Raw genomic sequence first — 22,154 nt, 5'->3', positions numbered from 1 at the left:
CGCAACTTCGCGACATCGCAGTCATACGGGAGCGACAGTCATGTTCATTGCAATGAACCGGTTCAAAGTGGCGTTGGGTTCGGAAAGCGCCTTCGAGGAAGTATGGACGACACGGGACACGCATCTGAAGGACGTGCCCGGCTTTGTCGAGTTTCATCTGCTGAAGGGACCGCAACGCGACGACCACGTGCTGTATTCGAGTCACACCGTGTGGGCGAATCGCCCGGCGTTCGAGGCGTGGACGCAGTCGGAAGCGTTTCGCGCCGCGCACCGCAATGCAGGGAGCGAGTCGCGCGCGCTCTATCTCGGGCATCCGGAGTTCGAGGGATTCGAGGTACTCCAGACCGTGAAGTAGCGGACGGGGCGCGTCATGCACGCGGGTCCGCCCGTTTTTCAGGCGCAAAACGATAGCTACGCGTTCGGCAATGACGCGATTGCACTGCACTGGACGATTGCCGACCGTTCTCTGTGCGGTGTTCGCGTAGCGGATCGCGCGCACGGCCGTAGTTTGGCTATCGACGCTCCGTTCGTTCTCACGTTTGCGGATGGACGCACGCTCGACGCTGCCAGTTTGCGGCTCGTCACGCCGTTGCGCGAAGAAGCACTGCCTGCCAATCCGGATGCGCTGCGCAAAGCCGAACGTGTTGCTGGCAAACGCGTGATTGCCACGCTCGGCGATAGCGAACGACGTTTGCGTGTCGAATGGAGCGTGGAGCAGCGCGAGGGCTCGCGCTATCTTCGTCAGCATCTGTCGATTACGGCGCTCTTGCAGGACGAAGCCATCGCGTCCGTTTCGCTGTTGCGTGCGCAGACACGTAATGCAAAAAAAGCCGGCGACCTCGCGGCAGTGCCGGTTGTCGACGGCAATCTCTATCTGGGCTTCGAGCTTCCGATGTCGGAAAGCGAAGTGCGCGACTGCGTCGCCTGCTTTAGCGTAAGCCGCATACTGCCGCTCGAAAAAGGAAAAACACTCGCTTATTCGGCTGTTGCCGGGGTGTTTCGCGACGGCCAGTCGCGGCGCGACTTCGCAGCCTACATCGAGCGCGAACGGGCGCGTCCCTACCGTCCATTTCTGCATTACAACTCGTGGTACGACATCGGCTTTCTGACGACGTACACGCAGGATCAGGCCATCGAACGCGTTCACGCAGTCGGCCAGAAACTGCACGAAAAGCGCGGCGTGCAACTCGACTCCTTCCTGTTCGACGATGGCTGGGACGACTATAGCGGCAGCTGGTCGTTCAGCCCTGCGTTTCCCGATGGCTTCCTGCCTTTGAAAGATGCCGCCGCGCGATATGGAGCCGAGCCTGGCGTCTGGTTGTCGCCGTGGGGCGGCTACGGCCCGCCGCGAACGGAACGCGTGACGCGCGGCCGCGCCGCCGGATTCGAGACCATTGGCGACGGCTTCGCGCTCTCGGGCCCGACGTACTATCGCCGCTTCCATGAAGTCGCGATGGACCTGCTCACGCGACACGGTGTCAATCACTTCAAGCTCGATGGCACCGGAAACGCGAACAGGGTCGTGCCCGGCAGCCGCTTCAACAGCGATTGGGACGCGGCTGTCGAACTCATCGAAGCGATGCGCCGCGTCAAGCACGATGTGTTCGTCAATCTTTCGACAGGCACGCAAGCGTCGCCGTTCTGGCTGCGCTTCGTCGATTCGATCTGGCGCGATGGCGCGGATTATGGTTTCGCGGGCACGGGCAGCGATCGCGAGCGCTGGATCACGTATCGCGATGCGCAAACGTATCGCAATGTCGTGTGTCGAAGTCCGATGTTCCCACTCAATTCGCTGATGCTTCACGGCATCATCTACGCGCAGGAAAATACGCGACTCAATACCGATCCCGGTCATGCGTTTGCCCATGAAGTGCAATCGTACTTCGGCAGCGGCACGCAATTGCAGGAACTGTATGTCACGCCGTCGTTACTCGATGAGCGCCACTGGGACGTGCTCGCGCAGGCTGCCCGCTGGGCGCGCGCCAATGCTGACGTGCTGAGCGATTGCCACTGGATCGGCGGCGCGCCGGATCAGCTTGAAATCTACGGATGGGCCGCGTGGGCGCCATCGAAGGCAATCGTCACGCTGCGCAATCCGGATGATCGCGCGAACGATTTCGTGCTCGATCTGAGAACGCATCTCGAACTGCCGGGTGGCATTGAAGGCCAGTTCCGCGCGCGCTTCCCGTTTGTCGACCGCGATGCGAACGTGCCGACGTTATGGGACGCGGACCGCCCGCAAGCAATTCGCCTTGACCCATTTCAGGTTCTGACGATCGAATTGTCGCCAGTAGTATCTGGCGGCCTATGAGAGGGTCGATGCCAGACTGACCGGCTTGGCTTCTAACTGATGCAGATCGAAGATCAACACGGTGTTGTCGCCAGGCTTGAGCCACGGAGCCGGGCAATAAAGCCGCGTCTGCGGACCGATATTCCAGTAGCGGCCGAGATTATGCCCGTTGACCCAGACAATGCCTTTGGTCCATTCACTCATGTCGAAATAGACGTCGCCGACAGCATCGATTGGAAGTGTCGCAATGAAGAAGAGGCCGGCTTTATCCGGCTTTGAACAAAGCGGGCGTAAGTTCTCGACAAACGATTTATCCATTGGCAAGAGCACCACTTCCCAGCCGGTCAGAACCTCGGGCGCACCCGACGCATGATGCAGGACGACAGGATCGATAATGCCTTTTCGGTCGATCATCGAATGCCCGTAATTCACGCGCCCCATGCCTTCGACAAGAATTTCCAGCACTCGGGCATCATCCGGCACTGAAGAGCCACCAGGCAACGCAACCGGCTCGCGATGCACCACCTTCAGCGGCAACGCGCGTTCTTCCGGCATACGCGTGCGCGACACCCCGCCCACGTATTGATCGTCGATGAAAACGGTCGCGTAGTCGTGGACATTGGCTATATCCAGCGAACCGCTTTCATAGCCCGCAAGTTTCTTCCGATACAGCACAAAACCGAACGCCTGACCGTACATTTCGAATGACTGCGGATGCGCTGTTTGCGCGGAAGGAAGTGCGGCAGGAAGATTGTCCCAGATGGACGCATAGCGCTGCGGCATCAACCGGCGAGTCCCGTTCGCGTCCGTCACCGGAATCGTTGCGATGGGAGAAGGCACTGGCGGCAAAGGCGTCGACAGGTATCCGGCAATGATGCTGCGGTACTGCATGTAGCGTTTAGTTGCCACGCCTTGCTCGCTGACTGGCGCGGCATAGTCGTAGCTCGTGATGTCGGGCTGATACTCGCCCGAGTCCGCATCCAAGTTCGCGCCCGCATAGAAGCCAAAACTCGTCCCGCCATGAATCACATAGAGATTGAACGACAGGTTCTTGCGCATCAATTCATCGAGCGTGGCGGAAAGATCGACTGAGGTGCCTTGAAATGCGCTTTCGCCCCAGTGCGTGAGCCAACCCGGGTAAACCTCTCCTGCCATCGCCGGCACGGACGGAAACATCTTGCGCAGGGCTTCGATCTGCGCCGCGTTGCCGTTGCTCAATGCGATCGCACCACCGGCGACACATGAGCGGTTCTGCTGCAATTGGACAAGACCGTCTTCTGTATAGAACGGTCCATGCATTCCCCCGCTAATCCAGAGCCGCCTTATCTCCTCCAGATACGCGGAATTGCTGTCGAATGATCCAAACTCGTTCTCGATCTGGATCATCAGAATCGGGCCGCCGCTTTCCGCCATCAAGGGCTTAACGCGAGGCAGGAGTTCATTGATGTAGCGCTCGACAGCGTGCATGTAGCGCGGATCCGTAGCGTGATCCGTGCGCAGCCGGATATCCGCATACTTCAACAGCCAGGATGGAATGCCACCGAGATCCCATTCCGCGCACACATAAGGACCAGGCCGGAATAGCACCCACATGTTCTCCGCCTGGCAAAGACGGATGAATGCCTCGATGTCGCGATTGTCCGTGTGAAAATCGAATTTATCTTCGGTTAGCTCGTGATAATTCCACATCACATACAACGCAATGGTGTTCATCCCCATTGCCTTCGCCATCTGGATGCGGTGCCGCCAATACTCAACGGGTATGCGCGCGGGGTGCAATTCACCGCTTCGGATCTGGAATGGCTTGCCGTCGAGCAGAAAGCCATCGCCATTCGCGGCGAAACTGAAGACGTGCGGGCCATTCGGCCCGACCGTGTTTGCCTCTTGTATGGACGCTCGCTTTTTCATGTTCTCTCTGCTCCGCAGACGGAAGACATGGCATCCCTATTTCATAGCCGGGCTGCAGGTGCGTTCCAACCTGCCACCCAAAATCGGCGTTGAACCGCCTCGCAACCAGCCGCTTCTCCCCTTCACTTGACCTTTGCAGCAGCAGCAAGCTTGCGTACGCCCTCTTTTGCATCCTCGTTCGAGTTCATGAAATTCGTCACGACGTCGGTGATTGCCCCCGCAGTAACCGGAGACTGAAGCTCACCGAAAGCCAACGAAGGCAGGAACCCGCCGGATTGAATCGTCGCCTGCTCGTCTGCACGTGATTTTTTGGCGCAGCTATCGAACTTGTCCATGGGTACATCCAGCCTGACTGGAATGGAACCCTTGTATAGACTGAACTGCTGCTGAAAATCAACGGACATGATCGTTTTGGCAAGCGCAATCTGTCCCGGTGTCGCGTCCTTCTTGCCGTTCTGCTGATAGAACACGAACGTATCCGCCGTGTATGTGTAGGCATTCGACGTGCCGGGCGCCGCCGCGCAGATATAGTCGACATCCGCCTTCTTGTTCGCGTTGGTGAACTCGCCCTTTGCCCAGTCGCCCATGAACTGCATGCCGCCCGAGCCGGAAATCACCATCGCCGTCGCGAGATTCCAGTCGCGGCCGTGGTAGCCCTTATCGAAGTAAGTCCGGATCTTCTGGACCGTCTCGAACACCTGCACCATCTGCGGCGAAGTCAGCGTTTTCTGATCGAGATCGATGAGCGCTTTGCGGTAGAAGTCCGCGCCCTGTGACAGCACGACTGCCTCCCAGATGGTCATATCCTGCCAGGGTTGACCGCCATGCGCGACAGGCGTGATGCCCGCAGCGCGAAACTTGTCGGCGAGCGCGAAGAACTCCGGCCATGTCGTGGGCGGCGTACCTCCGACTTTGTCCAGGTCCGCTTTGTTGATCCACAGCCAGTTGATGCGATGTACGGAAAAAGGTGCGGCCACATAGTGCCCGCCTGCTTTCACGTCACTGTCTATTCGCGCAGGCATATGCGCTTTCCAATCAGTCGCGGCCTGATCGATCGTGACCAGCGACCCCTGCTCCGCCCAGTCCTGAATCAGTGGCCCCTTGATCTGCGCAGCCGACGGTGCGTTGCCCGCGATAACCTGCGTCTTCAGCGCCGTCATGGCCGCCGCACCCGCGCCGCCCGCGATAGCGAAGTCTTTCCACTCGTAGCCCTGTTTGCTCATGTCGTCCTTGAGCACCCGGATTGCTTTCGATTCGCCGCCAGAGGTCCACCAGTGCAATACCGAAACCTGTTCGGCGGCAAGTACAGCATGCGTACCGGCGACAAGCAGCGCGGCGGCCGTCGCCACCGATGTCAGTGATCGTTTCATTGCAGTCTCCGAATTTTTCTTTATGGTTGGAGCAACGCATTCGCAATCAGAGCGAACGCGCGTGCGTGCCCGCTTCTACTACAGATCAAACCCGAGTTGTGCCTTGCCAAGTGGCGTCAGGTCGTCGGGGATCGCACGGCCGGTGAAATCGACTTCAAAGTGGTCAGTGGGAAAATCAGGCGGGCTTTCGCCTTTCAGGAAGCTCGGCAGCTGACGCTTGAGATACGCATCGTTTTTGGCGCACGCCGGCAGCGAGGCGATATACATCACGTTGCTGTAACCCGCGCCCTTGTGTTCGTCTTCGACTGCATGAATGACGTCGCTGTGCCAGAACACGGTGTCGCCTGCTTCCATTTTGGGAATGGAAGACAACGCCTCGAACAATGGCGCATGAAACTCCTGCTTGATCGAGAGCGCCCGCCCCGGCATGGCCCCGCACAGGTCGTCGTCGGCGACGTCGTCCTGAAGCGCGCGCAACAGGATGTACACCATCGAATTGGCGATGGGTACGAGTTGCAGCGTGCCGTCACCGGGTCCCTGCGGCGTCAACGCTGTCCAGCCCTGGAAGGTGCGGAACATCGAGCAGACGGCGGGCGAAGCGATCTCTTCTACGTCCGGCCGGAAAGCGGCGTCGAACGCATCGTAATCGCGCCAGTTGCCGGCAAACACGTGGCGGTAGACCTTACGAAAATTGCTTTCGATCCAACGCTCGACCGACCCGCCGTCGCAATGCGCCGACAAGCCGAGCGACGCAGAGCCAGGCGGCCGCCGACGCAGACGATCGGCATAGACGGGCACATGCTCCGGATCGAAGTGAACGCGTCCGTCGCTCTCGTTTCGCCAGAGTTTGTTGAGGAAGACGCGTGCCGCCGTCAGCGACTCCGATTGACGGGCCAGCACTTGTGGCTTCGACCAGTACACGCCATAGATCTGCGGCTTGCTCGAGGCCAACTGGCCAAAATATTTGTCTTCGGCGCGGTTTTCGAGGCGCTTGTCGAGATTGTTTCGCTCCACGTAGTCGGCGATATCTTCGTCCCAGCCCTGAACCAGCGCGCGGGGGAAGACATTACGAATCACACACGCGCCCCGTGCTTTGACGAGTGCGATCTGTTCCGCAGTAACACGTTGTCCGGCGATGTCGGAGAACTGGATCTCGGGAATGACGTTTTCCCCACGATCGCGCTCGCTGGCAATCCGCTTCGCCTCTTCGCCAATCGCTTGCTCGACTTCGGCAAAGACCTCCCGGTAATTCGGCAATGCCGCGCGCAGCTCCTTTTTTGCCTGCCGGATTGCGCCCGGCAAGTCATCGATTTCCAGCGCCATGATCGTCTCCGTTTGCATTTCGTGTCCGGTAGCATATGACGCGCACGCAAGCCGTAGTGATACTATTCAGGCAATTAATTTGCGTTTTCGGCCATGAAACCAGCCTACGAACATGTCGAGTTCGGCGAGGACTGTTCGGTCCGGGTTTACCCGAAACCCCGTGATTTCGGAACTCGAGTTTGCAGCATGTGTGCTTTTCTAGCGAGGAGCGACGAGCCGTAGTCGGCATCCGTCTTCTAGAGAATACTGCGACGCTTATCTGGATTATGAAAGCCGCTTACGAGCACGTTGATTTCGGCGAAGGCTGTTCGGTGCGTGTTTACCATCGGCGCCTGCCGCTAATTCCGTTCGAGCGGCACCACCATCCGGAATATGAGCTGACCTTGACGATGAATAGTCAAGGCAGACGCTACATCGGGGACTCGGTCGCAGTCTATGGCGACGACGATCTGGTGCTCGTCCCGCCAGACCTCCCGCACACATGGTCATCAAACCGGTCCATCAACGCTTCTCAGCCGCAGGTGGCTATCGTCGTATGGTTCGATGGCTCGTGGGTGCGCCGGTTTGCTGACCTGTGCCCCGAGTACGCAGACCTGCGCAATCTTCTTCGACGCGCCGCATGCGGACTTGTATTCGAGAAAGGGACTGGCACCCACATGCGCGCACGGCTTGACCGGTTGCTCTCGGCAAATACGCGTGAAAGGCTGGTCTCCGTGCTCGATATTCTTGTCTGGTTGTCAGACGTACCAGCTGAGCCTCTGACGTTACCCAGCGCCTTCGACGCTCGTATCGGCGCTACCTCGCGATACGTGCCTGACCAACTCAACCGGGTACTGTCACTGATCGACACGCAATTCGCACGTCCATTGAAGCTCATAACACTCGCGAAGGCCGCGGGGATGTCTGAACGCACACTGACGAGGCACTTTACACAGCACTTGGGTGAGAGCGTGGGGCAATACATCACTCGCGTGCGAATCGGTCACGCGTGTCGAACGCTGACAGATACCGATATGCCTATCTCCGTGATCGCCGCTCGTTCGGGGTTTGCGAACGTGGCCAACTTCAACCGACAATTCAAGGCAACGAAGCTGATGACGCCCGCCGCCTATCGGCAGCAGTTTTTCGGCAAGGAGAACGATACTTCTCCACTACTCACCGAGCGCTCGCCATCGCTTGACGTGAAGCACACAGCGGTAAAACGACACCGTCGCGAGTCTAGCTGCACGTAACCATATTCACGGCACGCTGACGCGTGCGTACGGCCGAATGTCGGCCTGAGCTGCAGTTGGCGCGACCATCGTCCAACGGCGGCTATGACTCCGACCTCCGCGTCATTTTCGACAGATCACTTCATCGCATCGATCCGACGCTCCGCGTCGAAACGCGCCTCTTCGATCGCCTGCTCTGGGGTTGCCGCTGTTTCAGGGTTTTTCCAGTAGATGGGCGGCTTCGTCAACGTGTATGCCCAGTCCCACCTTCCGTCCTTTTGTTGCGTCACATAAACGCTATAGGTGACGTCTTTGTACGAGAAATTGTTGCTGGTCATGACAGTCTCGCCACGGGTTTTGGATAAATCCTAGCATGACTGCCTATTACAACGAGATCGACCCATATGCCGCGCAGTGGCTGCCCAACCTGATAAAGAACGAACAGAAAGTACTCGCGCGAGGCCGTTTCGCGGCGCTTTTCCGAAGCCGGCTCACGGAGACCAAATCATCGGCATATCTGAGCCGTTTCGAGGAACCGTACGCGTACTCTATCCGGAGTTGTTGTCGCACCACTGCATCGCCCAACGCTGCCCCGCTTCGATAGCGTCCGCGTCAGAGGGATAGTCACCGAGGTCGCCCGAATATTTCACTTCGACGGCCTCTCCGGTCGCCGAGTCACGCCGGTAGATCTTTGCTCGAGCGTAGTAACGACCGCCTTCATCAAGAGGCGACGCGTTGATGTGAAACTCCCTATAGTCGAATTGCATGGCCGTCTCCGAAAAGTTTCTCTACTTGTCGTCGCGCTGGATAAGCTGCGGCCGGCCCGCCGCATCTGGACCCACGTTCACCAGGTTATTTCGGTAGTCACAGTCGCGACAAATAAAAAAGAATCCGCTTTCGTCGGCTTGGGCTTCGACCTGATTGAACGAGAAACGTGCATTGCAGTTTCGGCAAGTCCACATGGCTATCTCCGCCGCCGTTTGCGCCGCTTGGGTGGTTGCCTGGGTTCCGGGGGGCCGCGCGGCAATTCAGGACTCTTGTTCTTTAAGCAGCTTGCTAGCAAGGGCGCGCGCTTCAACTCAATGTTGCCCCGCGTTCAGCAGCACCCAGACTCGTTTTCGCGGCTCGCCTTTGAGGATACGCGCAAATGCGGCTCCGCATCGCGTGCAGGTATAGCGCTGCGCGACCTGGGCGTCTTTCACTGCCCCGGCTCCGACCAGAGCCAATGTGTCGTGAGGACGAACCGCCGACGGCTGTCCGTAAAGATCAGCGCATGGTGCGCACGGTTGAATCCAGAGTTCCACGTTAGAACTCCTGCAGCGTACGCCGAGCAGGGATATAAGATATGTGCAGAACGGACTCAGCCATTGTTCACGAAACCTCCGCCCTGGAGCTTCGTCTCATCGCGCTGCATGGGCTCGATCGCCCAGGAGCCGGCTTCAGACATTGCCTCGTCGCGACTATCGAATTCGGCGACGATCCGGTGCTTAATAGAGGGCGCAAACTCCTTCGCATGGTCTGCCTTCCGCTCAAAAAACATGAAAGCCTCCCATTTACCGTTTTCAAGCGGCGCAGCAAAGGCCCACGCAAAGTAACCGTTTTCTTCGAAGAACACGTTATCGGCCAAGGCAGTCTCCTGGCTGGTTACATACCGCAGGAATCCTAGCATGAACGCCATCATCAGCCCTTGCGGCGCGTACCGCTACTTGCTGAAGCGTCAGGCCGAATCGATGGCACCGATGAAGTCGACCGCATTGTTCATCATGTTCAACCCGAGCACAGCGGACGCCACGCTCGACGATCCAACGGTCCGTCGGTGCCGTGGCTTCGCGAAGCTTTGGGACTGCAATGGCCTCGCGGTGGCGAACCTGTATGCGCTGCGCTCGACCAACCCAGCCGCGCTGTGGGCGCATCACGATCCAGTCGGCCCCGACAACGACGACTACCTATGGATCATCGCGCGCGAATGTGGTGACGTTGTGTGCGCGTGGGGATCGAATGCCAAGCCTCAGCGCGCCGCTCGTGTCGCCAGCATCTTGATCGATGCCGGCGCGCGCCTCTGGTGTCTCGGCACGACGAAGGACGGCTCGCCTCGCCATCCGCTTTACGTTCGCTCCGACCAGCCCCTTATCAGGTGGACGCCCCAATACGCAGACCGCGAGATCGCTGAAGGAGGTGCAGCGTCAACCTATCGCGGAAAGCTGCCCTTAATCGCATCGCGTGCGCAGACTTATTCCTGGCCCACTCGCACCTGAAGCTGAAAGATTTTCGACAGATCTCCGGGCGAGAGACCCCACCTTTCGCGGCGAAGCTGCGTCATCTCCGCTTGAACGAAATCGAGCAACCTCGTCTCCGATACCGCCTCGACAAGAATGACCCATTCATCCGTGGACCGATTTCGGCTCTGGCGGCTCTCTTCAGTGTCGAGTGACGATGAAGCCTTATCAGGAATCGCGAACGCAATGCTTACGTCAGTGTCACCCGTACGGCAGAGAAACCCGATACTGCCCGGTCTTGCCGGGTTGATGAGTCTTCTGAAGGTCACGGAACTCGTGTGAAACGTCGCGGCCGAGGCGGGGACGATCGCGATGCCACGCCCCGCCGAAACGCGATCGATGACACCATCCGTTGAACTCGCCTGAAAACGTACGCCCGGATCAAACCGGGCTTCATTGCAGAAGTTCACGGTAACGCCGAAATGGTTTGACCAGCAAGGAAGCGTCGGAGTAAAAACACTCAGACCCGCATCGCCACGTCCGCAGCATTCGCTTACACGTGGAGTGAGCGTTCGGTTTGCGTCGAATACGCACTCTCTCGATCGGAGGTACGACGGCCATGATCCTTTACTACACGTTGGGCCGTGGCAAGCGGCTCTGCGACATCGTCTTCGCCGGCAGCCACGACGCGGGCATCACGGGCGGCGACGCCAACGTCCAGACCCAGGACCTCGACATCTTCGCGCAGGCCAAGGCCGGCGTGCGGCTGTTCGACCTGCGGATCGCGGGAACCAAGAATTCGACCAAGTCCTCCGCGCCGGTGACGCTGAAGGCCTTCCATGCCGACCCGAAGCTGACGCACCTGAAGGAAAAGAAGAACAAGGCCGTCTTCGACCTGGGCGGCAGGCAGACTGACGTCACCACCACCAAGCTGCCGCTGGACGGCGCGTTCGGCATGCGGCTCGTGGACATGCTGCAACAGGCGAGGGATTTCGTGAAATACAACACTAGCGAATTCCTGCTCCTGAAGTTCGACAAATGCACGAACTGGGCCATCATCGCGGAGATCTGCGTGCGCGAACTCGGCGCCGCTCTCTACACGGGCACGGGCAGCCTCAACGAGAAGACGCTCGACCAGCTGAAGAAGCGCGTCGTCGTGCTGTTCACTCCGAAGGGCATCGACGAAGTCGCCGGCCAAGGCTACCTTTCGACGACCGGGATCTGGGGTTGCAAGCGCCTCGAGGACGGCACCGGCTACAGCAGCGGCTACGACGGGCTGCAATTCGTCGGCAAGGGCGGCACGAACGCCCTCAACGGCGACAGCGACATCGGCAAGATCGCGTCCAACATCGAGAAGCAAAGTGGGCTGATGAAGATCGGCGCCCGCAATTCCGCCCCCGAGGTGATGGGGATGATGTACTGGACGACCACCGGCCTGAAGCGAAGCATCCGGGAGCGCAACTCGACCATGTGGGGGCCGGACAACCGTCCGACCGCGCTCACCGAGCTGTGGATGGCCGGCTTTGGCGAGGCGATCGAATCGCGACTGCCGACCTACGTCTCGTCGACCGACTACACGAACGGTGTCGCGCTGAAGGTCTTCATGCCCAACATCGTCATGGTCGATTTCGCCGACATCGACAAGGGCAAGTTCATCTTCGAATTGAACACGAAGGCGACCACGGAGCTCACCCAGACCGCACGCAAGATCGAGCAGGCGCGCAAGCTGGCGCAGGGCCAGGGCGGCGGCCGGCGCCAGCAGCGGCCCGGTCTGTTCTGAGTTCCACCGGACCCGGAGTGTGGGGACCGGCAACTTCGCGTTCAATTGCTTTCCCAAGACTGGCCGGCCACAGCGCCGCGAACTCCGGCAGCGTCTGTCGGGCTTTGCGACGCTTGCGCTCGGAGAGAGCGTGCCGTCCTGAGCAGCCGCTGGCGGCTCGGCGAGCCCAATTGTCTACGTAGCGATCGTCGCAGGCGAGCGCCTCGTCGAGGGCAAGGGTGAAGTGACCAACTGGCGACGCGCCTCTGTCTGACGGACGTGTGATCGATGGCAGCCGCGGTGACAACAGTACAACGACTCCTGAACCATGATTGCGTCCCGATCTGCGAGGCCAGCGCGGACGGTGATGATGTGCGTGACGCTGATGCCCATACGCATTCACGAGTTCATTGACGCGTGCTCGAACGCTGGGATTCAAGGATCTCGGCGAGCACGGCTGCGACCGTTTTCGATGCTAGCGTCGTTCTCACGGTTTCGTGGATCGAATCGTAGACGTGGCTCAACGTCGCGCCGATACCCCGCCCGACAGGGCAAACCTGGCTCGGCTGCGTCGGATGCAACCCGAACTGGCTGCCCTCTTCGAGCGCGTCGAACACATCGAGCAACGAGATCTTTTCAGCGGGCCTGGCGAGTCGCCATCCCGCATTGATGCCGCGATAGCTTTGCACAAGCCCAGCTTTAGACAGGACGCCGAGCGTGCGCCGGATCACAACGGGATTGGTCTTCACGCTCGCGGCGATCCGCTCGGAGGTGACGGGGTCATCAGGATGATCGCGTGCGACGAGCGCCATCCAGGCCAGAATGTGGGTTGCCACCGTAAGACGGCTATTGGCGCTCATATCACAACCTAATCATCTATTCAAATATAACTATATTAGTTACAGCTGAACCTGTCAAATTGCCATCGGACCGCATCAGCTTCCTGTTGCCGACAGCGGACAATAGTACGTCATGCTCAATTCCGCTTAAATTTGAGATTTTATAACACCAAGACACGGCTTTTCTAACATAAATTACCATCAGCGCCGCCCACATACAAAGGAACATCGGTCTATTGCGAAATTTGATTCTTGTCGGTACGATTCGACTTGACTACGATGTAACAACATTAGTTACATCAAGACTGATTGTAATGCGCGGATATGTGATGACAGTTGCTAGCCAACCGCGCATTGCCACCTCTCATTGAATATCCAGACGAGGCTCACGCAATGTCCACACTCTTCGATCCGATCCAGATCGGCGCACTGAAACTGCCGAATCGCATCATCATGGCGCCGCTTACCCGCATGCGGGCATTCGACGAACGCGCGCCCGGTCCACTCAACGCGCAGCATTACGCGCTGCGCGCGAGCGCTGGGCTGATCATCACTGAAGCCACGTCTGTGACACAGCAGGGCGTTGGCTATCCGAACACACCGGGCATCTGGAGCGAGAAGCAAGTCGAAGGATGGAAGAAAGTCACCTCGGCGGTTCACGCCGAGGGCGGCCTGATTGTGTCGCAACTGTGGCACGTCGGTCGCGTCTCCGACCCGGTCTACCATAACGGGCAAGCGCCCGTCGCTCCGAGCGCGATCGCCCCGGAAGGCCACGTGACGCGAATTCGTCCAATGCGCGCCTACTCGGTGCCGCGCGCATTGGAGACGGATGAGATTCCGGGCATCGTCGAAGATTTCCGGCGTGGCGCAGAGAACGCGAAGCGTGCCGGTTTCGATGGCGTCGAGTTGCACGCGGCGAATGGCTATCTCTTTGATCAGTTCCTTCATGACGGCTCGAACGAACGGACGGATCGCTATGGCGGCTCGATTGAAAACCGCGCCCGCTTCCTTCTCGAGGCCGTCGACGCGCTGCTCACCGTGTGGCCCGCCAATCGGGTCGGTGTGCATCTGAACCTGATGTCGAGTTCGTATTCGATGCACGACTCGAATCCGCGCGCGCTGTTCCGCTATGTCGCCGAGCAGCTGAACGCACGCCACATCGCGTTCATTTTTGCGCGCGAGTCGCTGGATCGTGGCGATCAGCGCATCGGGCGTGACGTGCGGCGCGTCTTCAATGGCGCATATATTCTCAATGAAGGACTGACGAAGGAAAGCGGGGAGCAGGCTATTCAACGCGGAGAAGGTGACGCTGCGGCATTTGGACGTCCCTTTGTCGCCAATCCCGATCTGGTGGAACGATTCCGACGCGGCGCGGCGCTGAATGCCATCAACCCGGAAACGATCTATACAGACGACGAAGCGGGCTATAACGACTACCCGTTGCTCGGTGAAATCGCTGAAGCCGCAGGCGGATAGAAGTCCGCGGAACAAGAGTACCTGCTGGAATGCGCAAAGGGGCGGCCTGTCGGTGGGCAACCCCCGATGCGGCTAGGTTTATGTTTGTGTGTGCAACTGTTCGCGCTCCAGCGGGGATTGCGGCGCTACCACGTTATATCTGTCAAGCTGAACTGAAGGCCGTCGCACTGCGGCCGATACTGCGGGAATGGATGACGCTTGCAGCCGGACAGGGCAGCCTCGCGCGGTCATCGCGGGTATAACGGTATGCCGTGCCGTGATCCGCCGCAAAGACTGTATGCTTCTGGGGCAATAGGAAAGTCTTATGTTCGTGTCGTCGCCACATTACAGGGCAGAGACTTCACGCAGCGTTCGCAATCTGCTCGCGCAGCCAGCGATGCGCCGGGTCGCGATGACATCGCTCATGCCATAGCATCCCCATTTCATAGCCCGGCACATCGACAGGCGGTTTGACGATCCGCAATGCACTCATGTTCCGAACCAGTCGCTCGGGCACCATCGCGACGAGATCCGTGCTCGCCAGCACGGACAACATGAACAGAAAGTGCGGAACGGAAAGCACCACATGCCGCGCGAGCCCCAGTTGCCCGAGTGCTTCATCCGTGACGCCGCGAAACCCGCCGCCATCCGGCGAAACGATCACATGCTCCAGTTCGCAGAATTGCGCCGGCGTCGGCCGACGTTTCAGTCGCGGATGGCCCGCGCGGCCCGCCAGCACATAACGCTCCATGAACAGCACGCGGCGATGCATGCCCAAAGGCGACTCGTCACTGGTATGAAAAGCGAGGTCGATTTCCCCTCGTTCCGCCTGCTTTGCGATGCGCGGCGGCACCATCTCGACAACGGAAAGCCGCGTGCCCGGCGCCGCCGAGCGCAATGCATTCAATGCGGGCAGCAGCACCGTCGATTCGCTGTAGTCCGTCGCCGCCACTCGCCATGTTTGCGTCGCCGTGGCGGGATCGAATGCCTTCGCAGGCGACATGACGTGCTCCAGCGCATCGAGGGCTTCGCGCAACGGCTCTCGCAGCTCGTCCGCTCGCGCGGTGGGCCGCATGCCTCGCGGACCGGGCAGCAATAGCGGATCGCCAAAGATCTCGCGCAGCTTTGCCAGATGCACGCTCACCGAGGGTTGAGAGAAGTTCAATCGCTCTGCCGCGCGCGTCACATTATGTTCGGAGAGGAGCGCATCGAGCGTCACCAGCAGGTTCAGGTCCAACCGTCTGAGATTATTCATCGCAATACCGGGAATATCAGAAATTCATTTCCAATATACCTGAGCGCTGCTTATGCTGCGTTCCGTGAATCACGGAGATCGAATCATGAATGTACTACTCGTCTATGCTCACCCAGAACCGCGCTCGCTGAATGGCGCGCTGAAGGACTTTTCGGTCGCACGTCTGGAGGAAAGCGGACACACCGTGCAGGTCTCGGATCTGTACGCGATGAACTGGAAGGCACCGCTCGATGCAAGCGACAGCGTGAGCCCGCCCATCGGTGAACGCTTCGACCCAAGCCTCGATTCGAAACACGCGTTTGAAAACGGCTTGCAAAGCGAGGACATCGCACTGGAACAGCAGAAGCTGTTGTGGGCCGACACGGTGATCCTGCAATTTCCGCTGTGGTGGTTCTCGATGCCTGCGATCCTGAAAGGCTGGGTGGAGCGCGTGTATGCGTATGGCTTCGCGTATGGCGTCGGCGAGCATTCCGACGCGCGCTGGGGTGACCGCTATGGCGAAGGCACACTGGCAGGAAAGCGCGCCATGCTGATCGTGACGACGGGCGGTTGGGAATCGCACTATGGCCCGCGCGGCATCAACGGCCCGATCGACGATATCCTGTTCCCGATTCATCATGGGATTCTGTACTACCCGGGCTTCGACGTGCTGCCGCCGTTCGTGATCTACCAAACCGGCAAGATGGACGAAGCTCGATACACAGCCACTTGCGATACGCTCGGGCAACGTCTGGACAATCTATGGACGGTGCCGCCCATTCCATTTCATCCGCAGAATGCCGGGGCATACGAGATTCCCGCCCTCACGTTACGCGACGATATCGCGCCCGGCAAAGCGGGATTCGCCGCGCATCTCGGATGACGACTACGCTCGTGCATTGACCCACGGTCAATTCCGCCAATCGGGCTCTATGCGTGATGCGTAATATTTCCGAAATACTCTGCGTTATTACATCGCCTTTCGCATCGAGAAAATATTTCTGATCCCTATTATGCTATAACCGGAATGTGAGCCAAAACTAGCGATCACTCCGATCTCGATGCGATATGGCGTTTTACTATGTCGAACCCGAAGTCGCTGGCGGCCTTGGAAAGGATACCGTGCTGGATCCGGACATCCATCCGCCAACCGTCATCAAACTGCATTACCAGATTATCAATTGGCTGGGCGATGCGCTACTGGAGAGCTTCCCTGCGTTGATCATCACGCGCGAAGCCGCCAAGGCGTTGAATGAAGCCGGCGCAAGCGGATTCGAATGCCGCGAAGTTGAAATAACGGTTAGCGACTCCTTTAGAGAAATTTATCCGGAGCGGATATTGCCGGAATTTCTATGGCTATGCGTGACGGGCACGGCGGGACGCAGCGATCTCGGCATTGCCGACGACTCGCGGCTCGTCGTCTCCGACCGTACACTTAGGATATTGAAGACATTCGGCCTGGATAACGCCCTTGTCGAAGATTACTGACGTCGCGCATTGCTGTTCGCCAAAAGCCAAAGGCCCGTCGATCGACGGGCCCCTGGTTGCCTTTTTTGGAGAATGACTTTAAAGCTCTGGTCAGAAGCGATACCCGACCGACACAAATGAAACGATAGGATCCACGTGGAGTTTCGACGTGCTCGTCACCGTGCCGACGCTCGAATGCGTCGTCAGCGTGGCGCGCGTCGATAGCCACATATACGACAGCGACACGCCCGCCGACCAGTGCTTGTCGAAGTTGTACGTGAAGCCCGCGTTGATGACGGGCGCAAACGAACTGCTCAACTTCGCCGATGTCTGCCCTTCAAGCGCGGTGCCATAAGTCGAAGAATAAAGAAACGCGCCGCTCGACATCGCCGAACTGAGCTTCACGCCGCTATACCAGACATAGGCCACGCCTGCACCGAGGTACGGACGGAAATGGCTTTGCGCATCGTTGAAGTAATACTTCAGCAACAGCGTCGGGCTCCACTCATACGCCTTGCCCAGTTCGCCGAGTCCCGCGAGCGTGCCCGTGCCCGACAGCGTGAATTTCGGCGGCACGCCGAACACACCTTCTGCCGCGATGTGATCGGTGATGAAATACGTCGCCGTGAACCCCACGGTATCGGCGCCGTCGACACTGGCGCCCGACCCGCTCGCGGTCGTCGTCGAGCCAAGCGCATTGATGCTGAACGGTTGACTCGACGACTGCGGCGCGAGGTGGAACCAGCCGACATTCGCCACGAAACTGCCCGCGCTCTGCGCATGCGCGGCCGAGCCCGTCAGCAACGCGGCCGCAAGGGTGATAGCCCGGTATGGCCTCATCGATCTCCTCCTTTGTTGTGTTGGTCTGGAGGCGATTCTATGCGTACGACCGTGCTAATCGATAGATCGAATCTGGTGAGTTGTCTCTGGAATCTGGTAAGGATTGGCCCCGGCTAACCCGCCAGCTCGCGATGCAGCGCCAGATACTCGAGCGAGAGCTTGTGCCGCGGATCGAGGTGAATTACAGGCTTCGCGTGCTGGTGCGACTCCTTGATCTTGACGGACGACGACAGCCGCGAATCGAGCACGGGCAAGCCCTCGCTCACCAGTTCGTCGACCAGTTGCTGCGGCAGGCTCGCGCGCGGCTGGAACTGGTTGATCACGATGCCTTCGACGTGCAGCGCATCGTTGTGGTCCTGCTGGATTTCCTTCACGTTATCGAGCAGCGTATAGAGCGCGCGGCGCGAGAAGTCGTCGCAGTCGAACGGAATCAGGCAGCGTTCGACGGCGATCAGCGCGGAGCGCGTGTAGAAATTCAACGCGGGTGGCGTGTCGATGTAGACGGCATCGTACATGTCGAGTTCGTTGAGCGCATCGCGCAGCTTGTAGATCTTGTAGCGCGACTCGAGCTTGCCGTGCAGCGTGTCGAGATCCGCGTGCGCGGGCATGATGTCCAGATTGTCGAACGGCGTCGGATGAATGAACGACGTCACGTCGACGGGCTTGAAGCTGAACGTCAACGCCGTTTCGAAGAAACCGGCCACGGTCGGATTGACTTCGCTCGCCCGCGAGCCGAGCAGATACTGGCTCGAATTGCCTTGCGCATCCAGATCGATCACGAGCGTACGCAGCCCTTCACGCGCGCTGATCGCCGCCAGGTTGCATACGATGGTCGATTTGCCGACACCACCCTTCTGATTGAATACGACGCGCCGCATATGTCCCCTCTTGCTGTCGATCTGCCCGAAAAACCAGCAGCATACATCAGCCAGACTACCGGGCGAGGCGCGCCATAAAGCGCGTGGACGACGCGCAGGTCGTGTGACGCGGTTTCATGGCCTAGAATCGTTTCAGGCGCATCGCGGCCGAACGCCCCGCAACACCGTGCCGGGCATCGGTCATGCTGGATGTGCGCCATCTATTGCGCGAACATATCAGGAGGTCACGATGAAAGCAGAAGACAAGGGCGACGTGCGCGCCTTCGTGCAAACGGCCGAGCAGGCGGGCGATTTTGTGTGGGTGATTGCATTGATCGATTTCGGTGCGCGCGAAGTGAAACGCACGCTCGTTTCCGACGAAAAGTACTCGACCCGAGCCGCCGCGAAAGACGCAGGCGACGCCCGCCTGAAGGCCATCACCGAGGACCGTCACGCGCACGCGTAACCGCCCTCGCCCGCTGCGGCGGGCATAGACCAGTCCACGACGAGCTGTTCGAAGCCGGCATCGGCTTCGACGGCTCGTCGTGTTGTTGATCCAGAAAAATGACAACCTGTGACGGACACGGACATGTCGATGATCAAGTTCTGCGTCCGCCTCGCGCTCGTCGCGTACGTGGTCGCGCTGATCGCGCTCTACCTGATGCAGGACCGCATGCTGCTGCCTGCACCGCTCGATATCCCCGGTACACCGACGGGGCATCACGGCGCTTACGACGTCGAGCCGTGGCATGTCGACGGACTCTACGCGGGCTATGTCGCAACGCCTGCCGCTACAGCGCCGCGCGGCACGTTCGTCCTCTTTCACGGCAACGCGGAAACAGCGGAGAACAAGCTGCCCGTTGCCGAAGTCTTCGTACGCGATGGCTTTCGCGTCGTGATGGTCGAATATCCGGGGCAAGGCAACCGTCAAGGCAAGCGCACGATGCTGGCGGCGTTGGCGGCATCGCGAGACGCGCTCGTCGCAGCGCGCGCGCAATGGAGCGGGCCCGTTTATCTGGTGGGCGAGTCGCTCGGCGCGGGCATGGCGGCGCAAGCCGTCAAAGGCAACGAAGCCGCGGTTGCGGGCGTCGTGCTCATTACGCCATGGGACACGCTCGCGAGCGTCGCAGGGGAAAAGTACTGGCTATTTCCCGTGCGCTGGATGCTGCACGATCCATTCGATTCTGTGGCCGCAATCGAACGCTATAGTGGACCGGTTGTCGTGATCGCTGCGCAGCAAGACTCGCTGATTCCGATCGTTCATGCTCAACGGCTGGCGAGCGCGCATCCCGGCGCGCAGCTGATGGTGTTGCCCGACGCGCATCACGACGACTGGTTTGGCGCGATGCACGATACGCAATGGCGCCAGGTGCTGAGCTGGCTGCACGCGGATTGAACGCGCTCTCCGGATACGTCAGACGCTCCATGCCGCGCGCACGCGCTCGCGGATATCCGATAAACGCTCGACGGATTCGTTGGCGAACACGAAGCGCAGATACCGTTGCGCTTGCGGACCCCAGCCGTTCATCGGCGTCGCGGCGACTTCGCCTTTTTCGAGCAGCAGGCGTGACGCATCGGGCGGCGCGATGCCGAACTGCGCCGTGTCGATGAGCAGCGACCATCCGCCATCGGGACGCACCAACGGCAGATCGCGCAACGCACTCAACAGAAAATCGCGCCGCGCCTGCCATACGGCGACCGCTTGCGCGACGCCATCGTCTGCGCACGTCAGCGCCGCCGTCGCACCCGGCATGCCGATACCGACCTGGCAAACGACGTTCGACAGACTCGTCAGCCGCACGTCGCTCATGATGCGTTCGGGACCGACGATCCAGCCTACGCGCCAGCCGATCATCCGGTACTCCTTGGATACGGAGCCGACCGTGAAGGTACGCTCGCGCATCTCCGGCAACGACGCGGGATGAATCACCCTGCGCCCGTCGAACAGGATGCGCTCCATCGCGGCGTCGTAGACGAGCCACGCATCAGTACGGTGGCAATGATCGGCGATTGCGTGCCATTCGGTTTCGTTGGCGACGAAGCCGCTCGGCATCGACGGAGACATGATGAGGAATGCGCGCGTGCGCGGCCCCACTGCGCTCGCCAACGATTCGAGATCGAGCCGCCAGCCATCGGCGCAAGGCAGGAGCCGCGCGAACTTCGGCACGCCACCCGCGAGCAGCACGCGATTGATGAGGCCCGCGTACGTGGGGTCGGTCAGCACGACTTCGTCGCCCGGTTCTAGGATCGACAACAGCACGTTGAGAATGCCCGCGAGCCCGCCCGCGGAAATGATGCACTCGCTGCTGGCGTCGTAGTCGATACCTGTCGACTGCTTCATCCGCGCGACGATGGCCTGACGCAACGCTGTCTGCCCGGTGAACGGCAGATAGCTGTTCGCGTCGTCATCGTCGACGGCTTCGTGCGTGCGGCGGATTGCTTCGGCGGGCGGCCTCAGGTCGGTGTCGAGGTTCTCGAGCCGCAAGATGTTGCGATTCTTCGTTGCGTCGGCAGCGTCACCCATTCTGTCGACGCCGATGCCCGGGATATTGCGCAAACGGGAGACTGTCACGGTGCTGCCCTCCTCGCATCAGGCTGAGTTCATCGCTGAATCAACGGATATGCGGGGCATCATACTATTGCGTTGGGTTGGCGTCGTGATCGACGCGATGCAAGCGCCCTACCCCCGCCTCGCCATCAACTCATTGCGAATCAGCGCATGCAGGTCGTCAGCACTAGGCTGCGTACCCCAACCGCTCGCGCCCGCCACCGATGCAATCGCGAACCACGAATGCGGCGGAAACCATTCCTGCACCATCACGCCGTCCCGTCTCAGGCACAGTTGTCCCGTCAGTTCGCTGTATTCGGCCGACATCGATTTGCCGTTCGTCTGCACGGTCACGCACGTCCCCTTCGACGACGGCTGCTCCTCGACGCTGACGATCACATCGTCGTCAGATGACGGTTCATATGCGCCCGCCATGATCAGCAGCGTCCAGCAAGTGCGGTTCGACGCAGGCGGTGCGACATCGTCAGGGTGATAGTTGCTTTCATCGTGCTCTCCCGGCTTCGTATCTCGGGAGACACTCTATGCAAATCGCACTGGGAAAATGTGTGCGTGTGTAAGCAAACGTGAATTCCGCGGCGCGATTCACCGTGTGCGGGGAGGAAGTGTAACGTCGGCGTTCAATTGCCTTGCCATGTGTGCGCCCATTACAACACCCGCGCCAGCCGCAAACGCGTATGCGTCGTGATCGCGCTGTCACAGCGAGGTAACAGGTTTGGGAATATCGTGTTGCCCGGAATGACGCTTCCTTCCCGTTCCTTTCCAGCGCCGACGCGCCCGCGCCGCTGCGTATTCGCGCGTCGCTTGCCTTCCCAAGCG

Annotated in this window: 23 protein-coding genes and 1 pseudogene; 11 read left to right on the top strand and 13 right to left on the bottom strand. The window is 59.7% G+C overall.

Features of this window, described 5'->3' with window-relative positions; translation table 11 throughout:
* The first annotated feature begins 40 nt into the window (after positions 1-40).
* Both hmuQ and BLT65_RS27660 read left to right on the top strand, forming a co-directional pair.
* Positions 41-355 (top strand): heme-degrading protein HmuQ, encoded by a 315-nt coding sequence (gene hmuQ, locus BLT65_RS27665; protein ID WP_007583168.1) that lies wholly within the window; start codon positions 41-43, stop codon positions 353-355.
* Between the two features lie 15 nt (positions 356-370).
* The gene (locus BLT65_RS27660; protein ID WP_091783416.1) at positions 371-2,311 is read left to right on the top strand and encodes an alpha-galactosidase; all 1,941 of its coding nucleotides are present in this window, start codon (positions 371-373) and stop codon (positions 2,309-2,311) included.
* On the opposite strand, the gene BLT65_RS27655 is transcribed toward BLT65_RS27660, so the two are convergent.
* From BLT65_RS27655 to BLT65_RS27645, 3 genes are all read right to left on the bottom strand, one after another.
* Positions 2,306-4,198, bottom strand: a complete 1,893-nt coding sequence (locus BLT65_RS27655) for a beta-galactosidase (protein ID WP_091783414.1) — start codon at positions 4,196-4,198, stop codon at positions 2,306-2,308. The genes BLT65_RS27660 and BLT65_RS27655 overlap by 6 nt on opposite strands.
* A 122-nt stretch (positions 4,199-4,320) precedes the next feature.
* Complete coding sequence (locus BLT65_RS27650; RefSeq protein WP_091783412.1) at positions 4,321-5,568, bottom strand: ABC transporter substrate-binding protein; 1,248 nt, start codon at positions 5,566-5,568, stop codon at positions 4,321-4,323.
* Between the two features lie 78 nt (positions 5,569-5,646).
* A complete protein-coding gene (locus BLT65_RS27645; RefSeq protein ID WP_091783672.1) occupies positions 5,647-6,891 on the bottom strand; it encodes a DUF1479 domain-containing protein in 1,245 nt (414 codons plus the stop codon).
* A gap of 266 nt (positions 6,892-7,157) precedes the next feature.
* Here BLT65_RS27645 and BLT65_RS27640 point away from each other — a divergent pair, with 266 nt between their 5' ends.
* Positions 7,158-8,123 (top strand): helix-turn-helix domain-containing protein, encoded by a 966-nt coding sequence (locus tag BLT65_RS27640; protein ID WP_091783669.1) that lies wholly within the window; start codon positions 7,158-7,160, stop codon positions 8,121-8,123.
* 116 nt (positions 8,124-8,239) lie between these two features.
* Here the strand turns inward: BLT65_RS27640 and BLT65_RS27635 are convergent, their stop codons facing one another.
* The 3 genes from BLT65_RS27635 to BLT65_RS27620 form a co-directional block, all read right to left on the bottom strand.
* A complete protein-coding gene (locus BLT65_RS27635) occupies positions 8,240-8,440 on the bottom strand; it encodes a hypothetical protein (protein WP_042305956.1) in 201 nt (66 codons plus the stop codon).
* A 210-nt stretch (positions 8,441-8,650) separates the two neighbouring features.
* Entirely contained in the window at positions 8,651-8,869 is a 219-nt protein-coding gene (locus BLT65_RS27630) for a hypothetical protein (RefSeq protein ID WP_091783410.1), read from the bottom strand.
* 593 nt (positions 8,870-9,462) lie between these two features.
* Positions 9,463-9,729 (bottom strand): hypothetical protein, encoded by a 267-nt coding sequence (locus BLT65_RS27620; RefSeq protein ID WP_143036568.1) that lies wholly within the window; start codon positions 9,727-9,729, stop codon positions 9,463-9,465.
* Positions 9,730-9,769: 40 nt separating this feature from the next.
* Here BLT65_RS27620 and BLT65_RS27615 point away from each other — a divergent pair, with 40 nt between their 5' ends.
* Entirely contained in the window at positions 9,770-10,357 is a 588-nt protein-coding gene (locus BLT65_RS27615; protein WP_091783405.1) for a DUF1643 domain-containing protein, read from the top strand.
* On the opposite strand, the gene BLT65_RS27610 is transcribed toward BLT65_RS27615, so the two are convergent.
* Positions 10,333-10,842: a LysR substrate-binding domain-containing protein gene (locus tag BLT65_RS27610; RefSeq protein WP_091783402.1), complete on the bottom strand. Its 510-nt coding sequence runs from the start codon at positions 10,840-10,842 to the stop codon at positions 10,333-10,335. The genes BLT65_RS27615 and BLT65_RS27610 overlap by 25 nt on opposite strands.
* Positions 10,843-10,937: 95 nt before the next feature.
* Between BLT65_RS27610 and BLT65_RS27605 the strand changes: the two genes are divergently transcribed.
* Together BLT65_RS27605 and BLT65_RS48040 are read left to right on the top strand one after the other, a co-directional pair.
* A complete protein-coding gene (locus BLT65_RS27605; RefSeq protein WP_091783400.1) occupies positions 10,938-12,098 on the top strand; it encodes a PI-PLC domain-containing protein in 1,161 nt (386 codons plus the stop codon).
* A gap of 169 nt (positions 12,099-12,267) precedes the next feature.
* Positions 12,268-12,452, top strand: a pseudogene (locus BLT65_RS48040) (SET domain-containing protein-lysine N-methyltransferase); the annotation flags it as partial.
* A gap of 32 nt (positions 12,453-12,484) precedes the next feature.
* Here the strand turns inward: BLT65_RS48040 and BLT65_RS27600 are convergent.
* Positions 12,485-12,937 (bottom strand): Rrf2 family transcriptional regulator, encoded by a 453-nt coding sequence (locus BLT65_RS27600; RefSeq protein ID WP_091783397.1) that lies wholly within the window; start codon positions 12,935-12,937, stop codon positions 12,485-12,487.
* A 372-nt stretch (positions 12,938-13,309) separates the two neighbouring features.
* Between BLT65_RS27600 and BLT65_RS27595 the strand changes: the two genes are divergently transcribed.
* Positions 13,310-14,392 (top strand): alkene reductase, encoded by a 1,083-nt coding sequence (locus tag BLT65_RS27595; protein WP_091783394.1) that lies wholly within the window; start codon positions 13,310-13,312, stop codon positions 14,390-14,392.
* A 340-nt stretch (positions 14,393-14,732) separates the two neighbouring features.
* Here the strand turns inward: BLT65_RS27595 and BLT65_RS27590 are convergent, their stop codons facing one another.
* The gene (locus BLT65_RS27590; RefSeq protein WP_091783391.1) at positions 14,733-15,626 is read right to left on the bottom strand and encodes a LysR family transcriptional regulator; all 894 of its coding nucleotides are present in this window, start codon (positions 15,624-15,626) and stop codon (positions 14,733-14,735) included.
* 85 nt (positions 15,627-15,711) lie between these two features.
* Here BLT65_RS27590 and BLT65_RS27585 point away from each other — a divergent pair, with 85 nt between their 5' ends.
* On the top strand, positions 15,712-16,488 hold the full coding sequence (locus BLT65_RS27585; RefSeq protein WP_091783388.1) for an NAD(P)H-dependent oxidoreductase: 777 nt from the start codon (positions 15,712-15,714) through the stop codon (positions 16,486-16,488).
* A 185-nt stretch (positions 16,489-16,673) separates the two neighbouring features.
* The gene (locus tag BLT65_RS27580; protein WP_091783386.1) at positions 16,674-17,093 is read left to right on the top strand and encodes a hypothetical protein; all 420 of its coding nucleotides are present in this window, start codon (positions 16,674-16,676) and stop codon (positions 17,091-17,093) included.
* Positions 17,094-17,183: 90 nt separating this feature from the next.
* Here BLT65_RS27580 and BLT65_RS27575 read toward each other — a convergent pair whose 3' ends face one another.
* Together BLT65_RS27575 and BLT65_RS27570 are read right to left on the bottom strand one after the other, a co-directional pair.
* Positions 17,184-17,912, bottom strand: a complete 729-nt coding sequence (locus tag BLT65_RS27575) for an OmpW/AlkL family protein (protein ID WP_042306010.1) — start codon at positions 17,910-17,912, stop codon at positions 17,184-17,186.
* A gap of 113 nt (positions 17,913-18,025) precedes the next feature.
* The gene (locus BLT65_RS27570; RefSeq protein ID WP_091783383.1) at positions 18,026-18,790 is read right to left on the bottom strand and encodes a ParA family protein; all 765 of its coding nucleotides are present in this window, start codon (positions 18,788-18,790) and stop codon (positions 18,026-18,028) included.
* Positions 18,791-19,019: 229 nt separating this feature from the next.
* Here BLT65_RS27570 and BLT65_RS27565 point away from each other — a divergent pair, with 229 nt between their 5' ends.
* Together BLT65_RS27565 and BLT65_RS27560 are read left to right on the top strand one after the other, a co-directional pair.
* Positions 19,020-19,235, top strand: coding sequence for a hypothetical protein (locus BLT65_RS27565; RefSeq protein WP_042306012.1), 216 nt, complete (start codon positions 19,020-19,022; stop codon positions 19,233-19,235).
* A 123-nt stretch (positions 19,236-19,358) separates the two neighbouring features.
* Complete coding sequence (locus BLT65_RS27560; protein WP_091783667.1) at positions 19,359-20,165, top strand: alpha/beta hydrolase; 807 nt, start codon at positions 19,359-19,361, stop codon at positions 20,163-20,165.
* Positions 20,166-20,183: 18 nt separating this feature from the next.
* Here the strand turns inward: BLT65_RS27560 and BLT65_RS27555 are convergent, their stop codons facing one another.
* Positions 20,184-21,341 carry a pyridoxal phosphate-dependent aminotransferase gene (locus tag BLT65_RS27555; protein ID WP_091783377.1) on the bottom strand — a complete coding sequence of 386 codons (1,158 nt, stop codon included), beginning with the start codon at positions 21,339-21,341 and terminating at the stop codon, positions 20,184-20,186.
* A gap of 108 nt (positions 21,342-21,449) precedes the next feature.
* Positions 21,450-21,752, bottom strand: a complete 303-nt coding sequence (locus BLT65_RS27550) for a hypothetical protein (RefSeq protein ID WP_091783374.1) — start codon at positions 21,750-21,752, stop codon at positions 21,450-21,452.
* Between the last annotated feature and the right edge of the window lie 402 nt (positions 21,753-22,154).

Source organism: Paraburkholderia steynii, from assembly GCF_900100565.1.
Lineage (GTDB): Bacteria > Pseudomonadota > Gammaproteobacteria > Burkholderiales > Burkholderiaceae > Paraburkholderia > Paraburkholderia terrae.
This window is presented reverse-complemented; position numbering and strand designations above follow the sequence as displayed.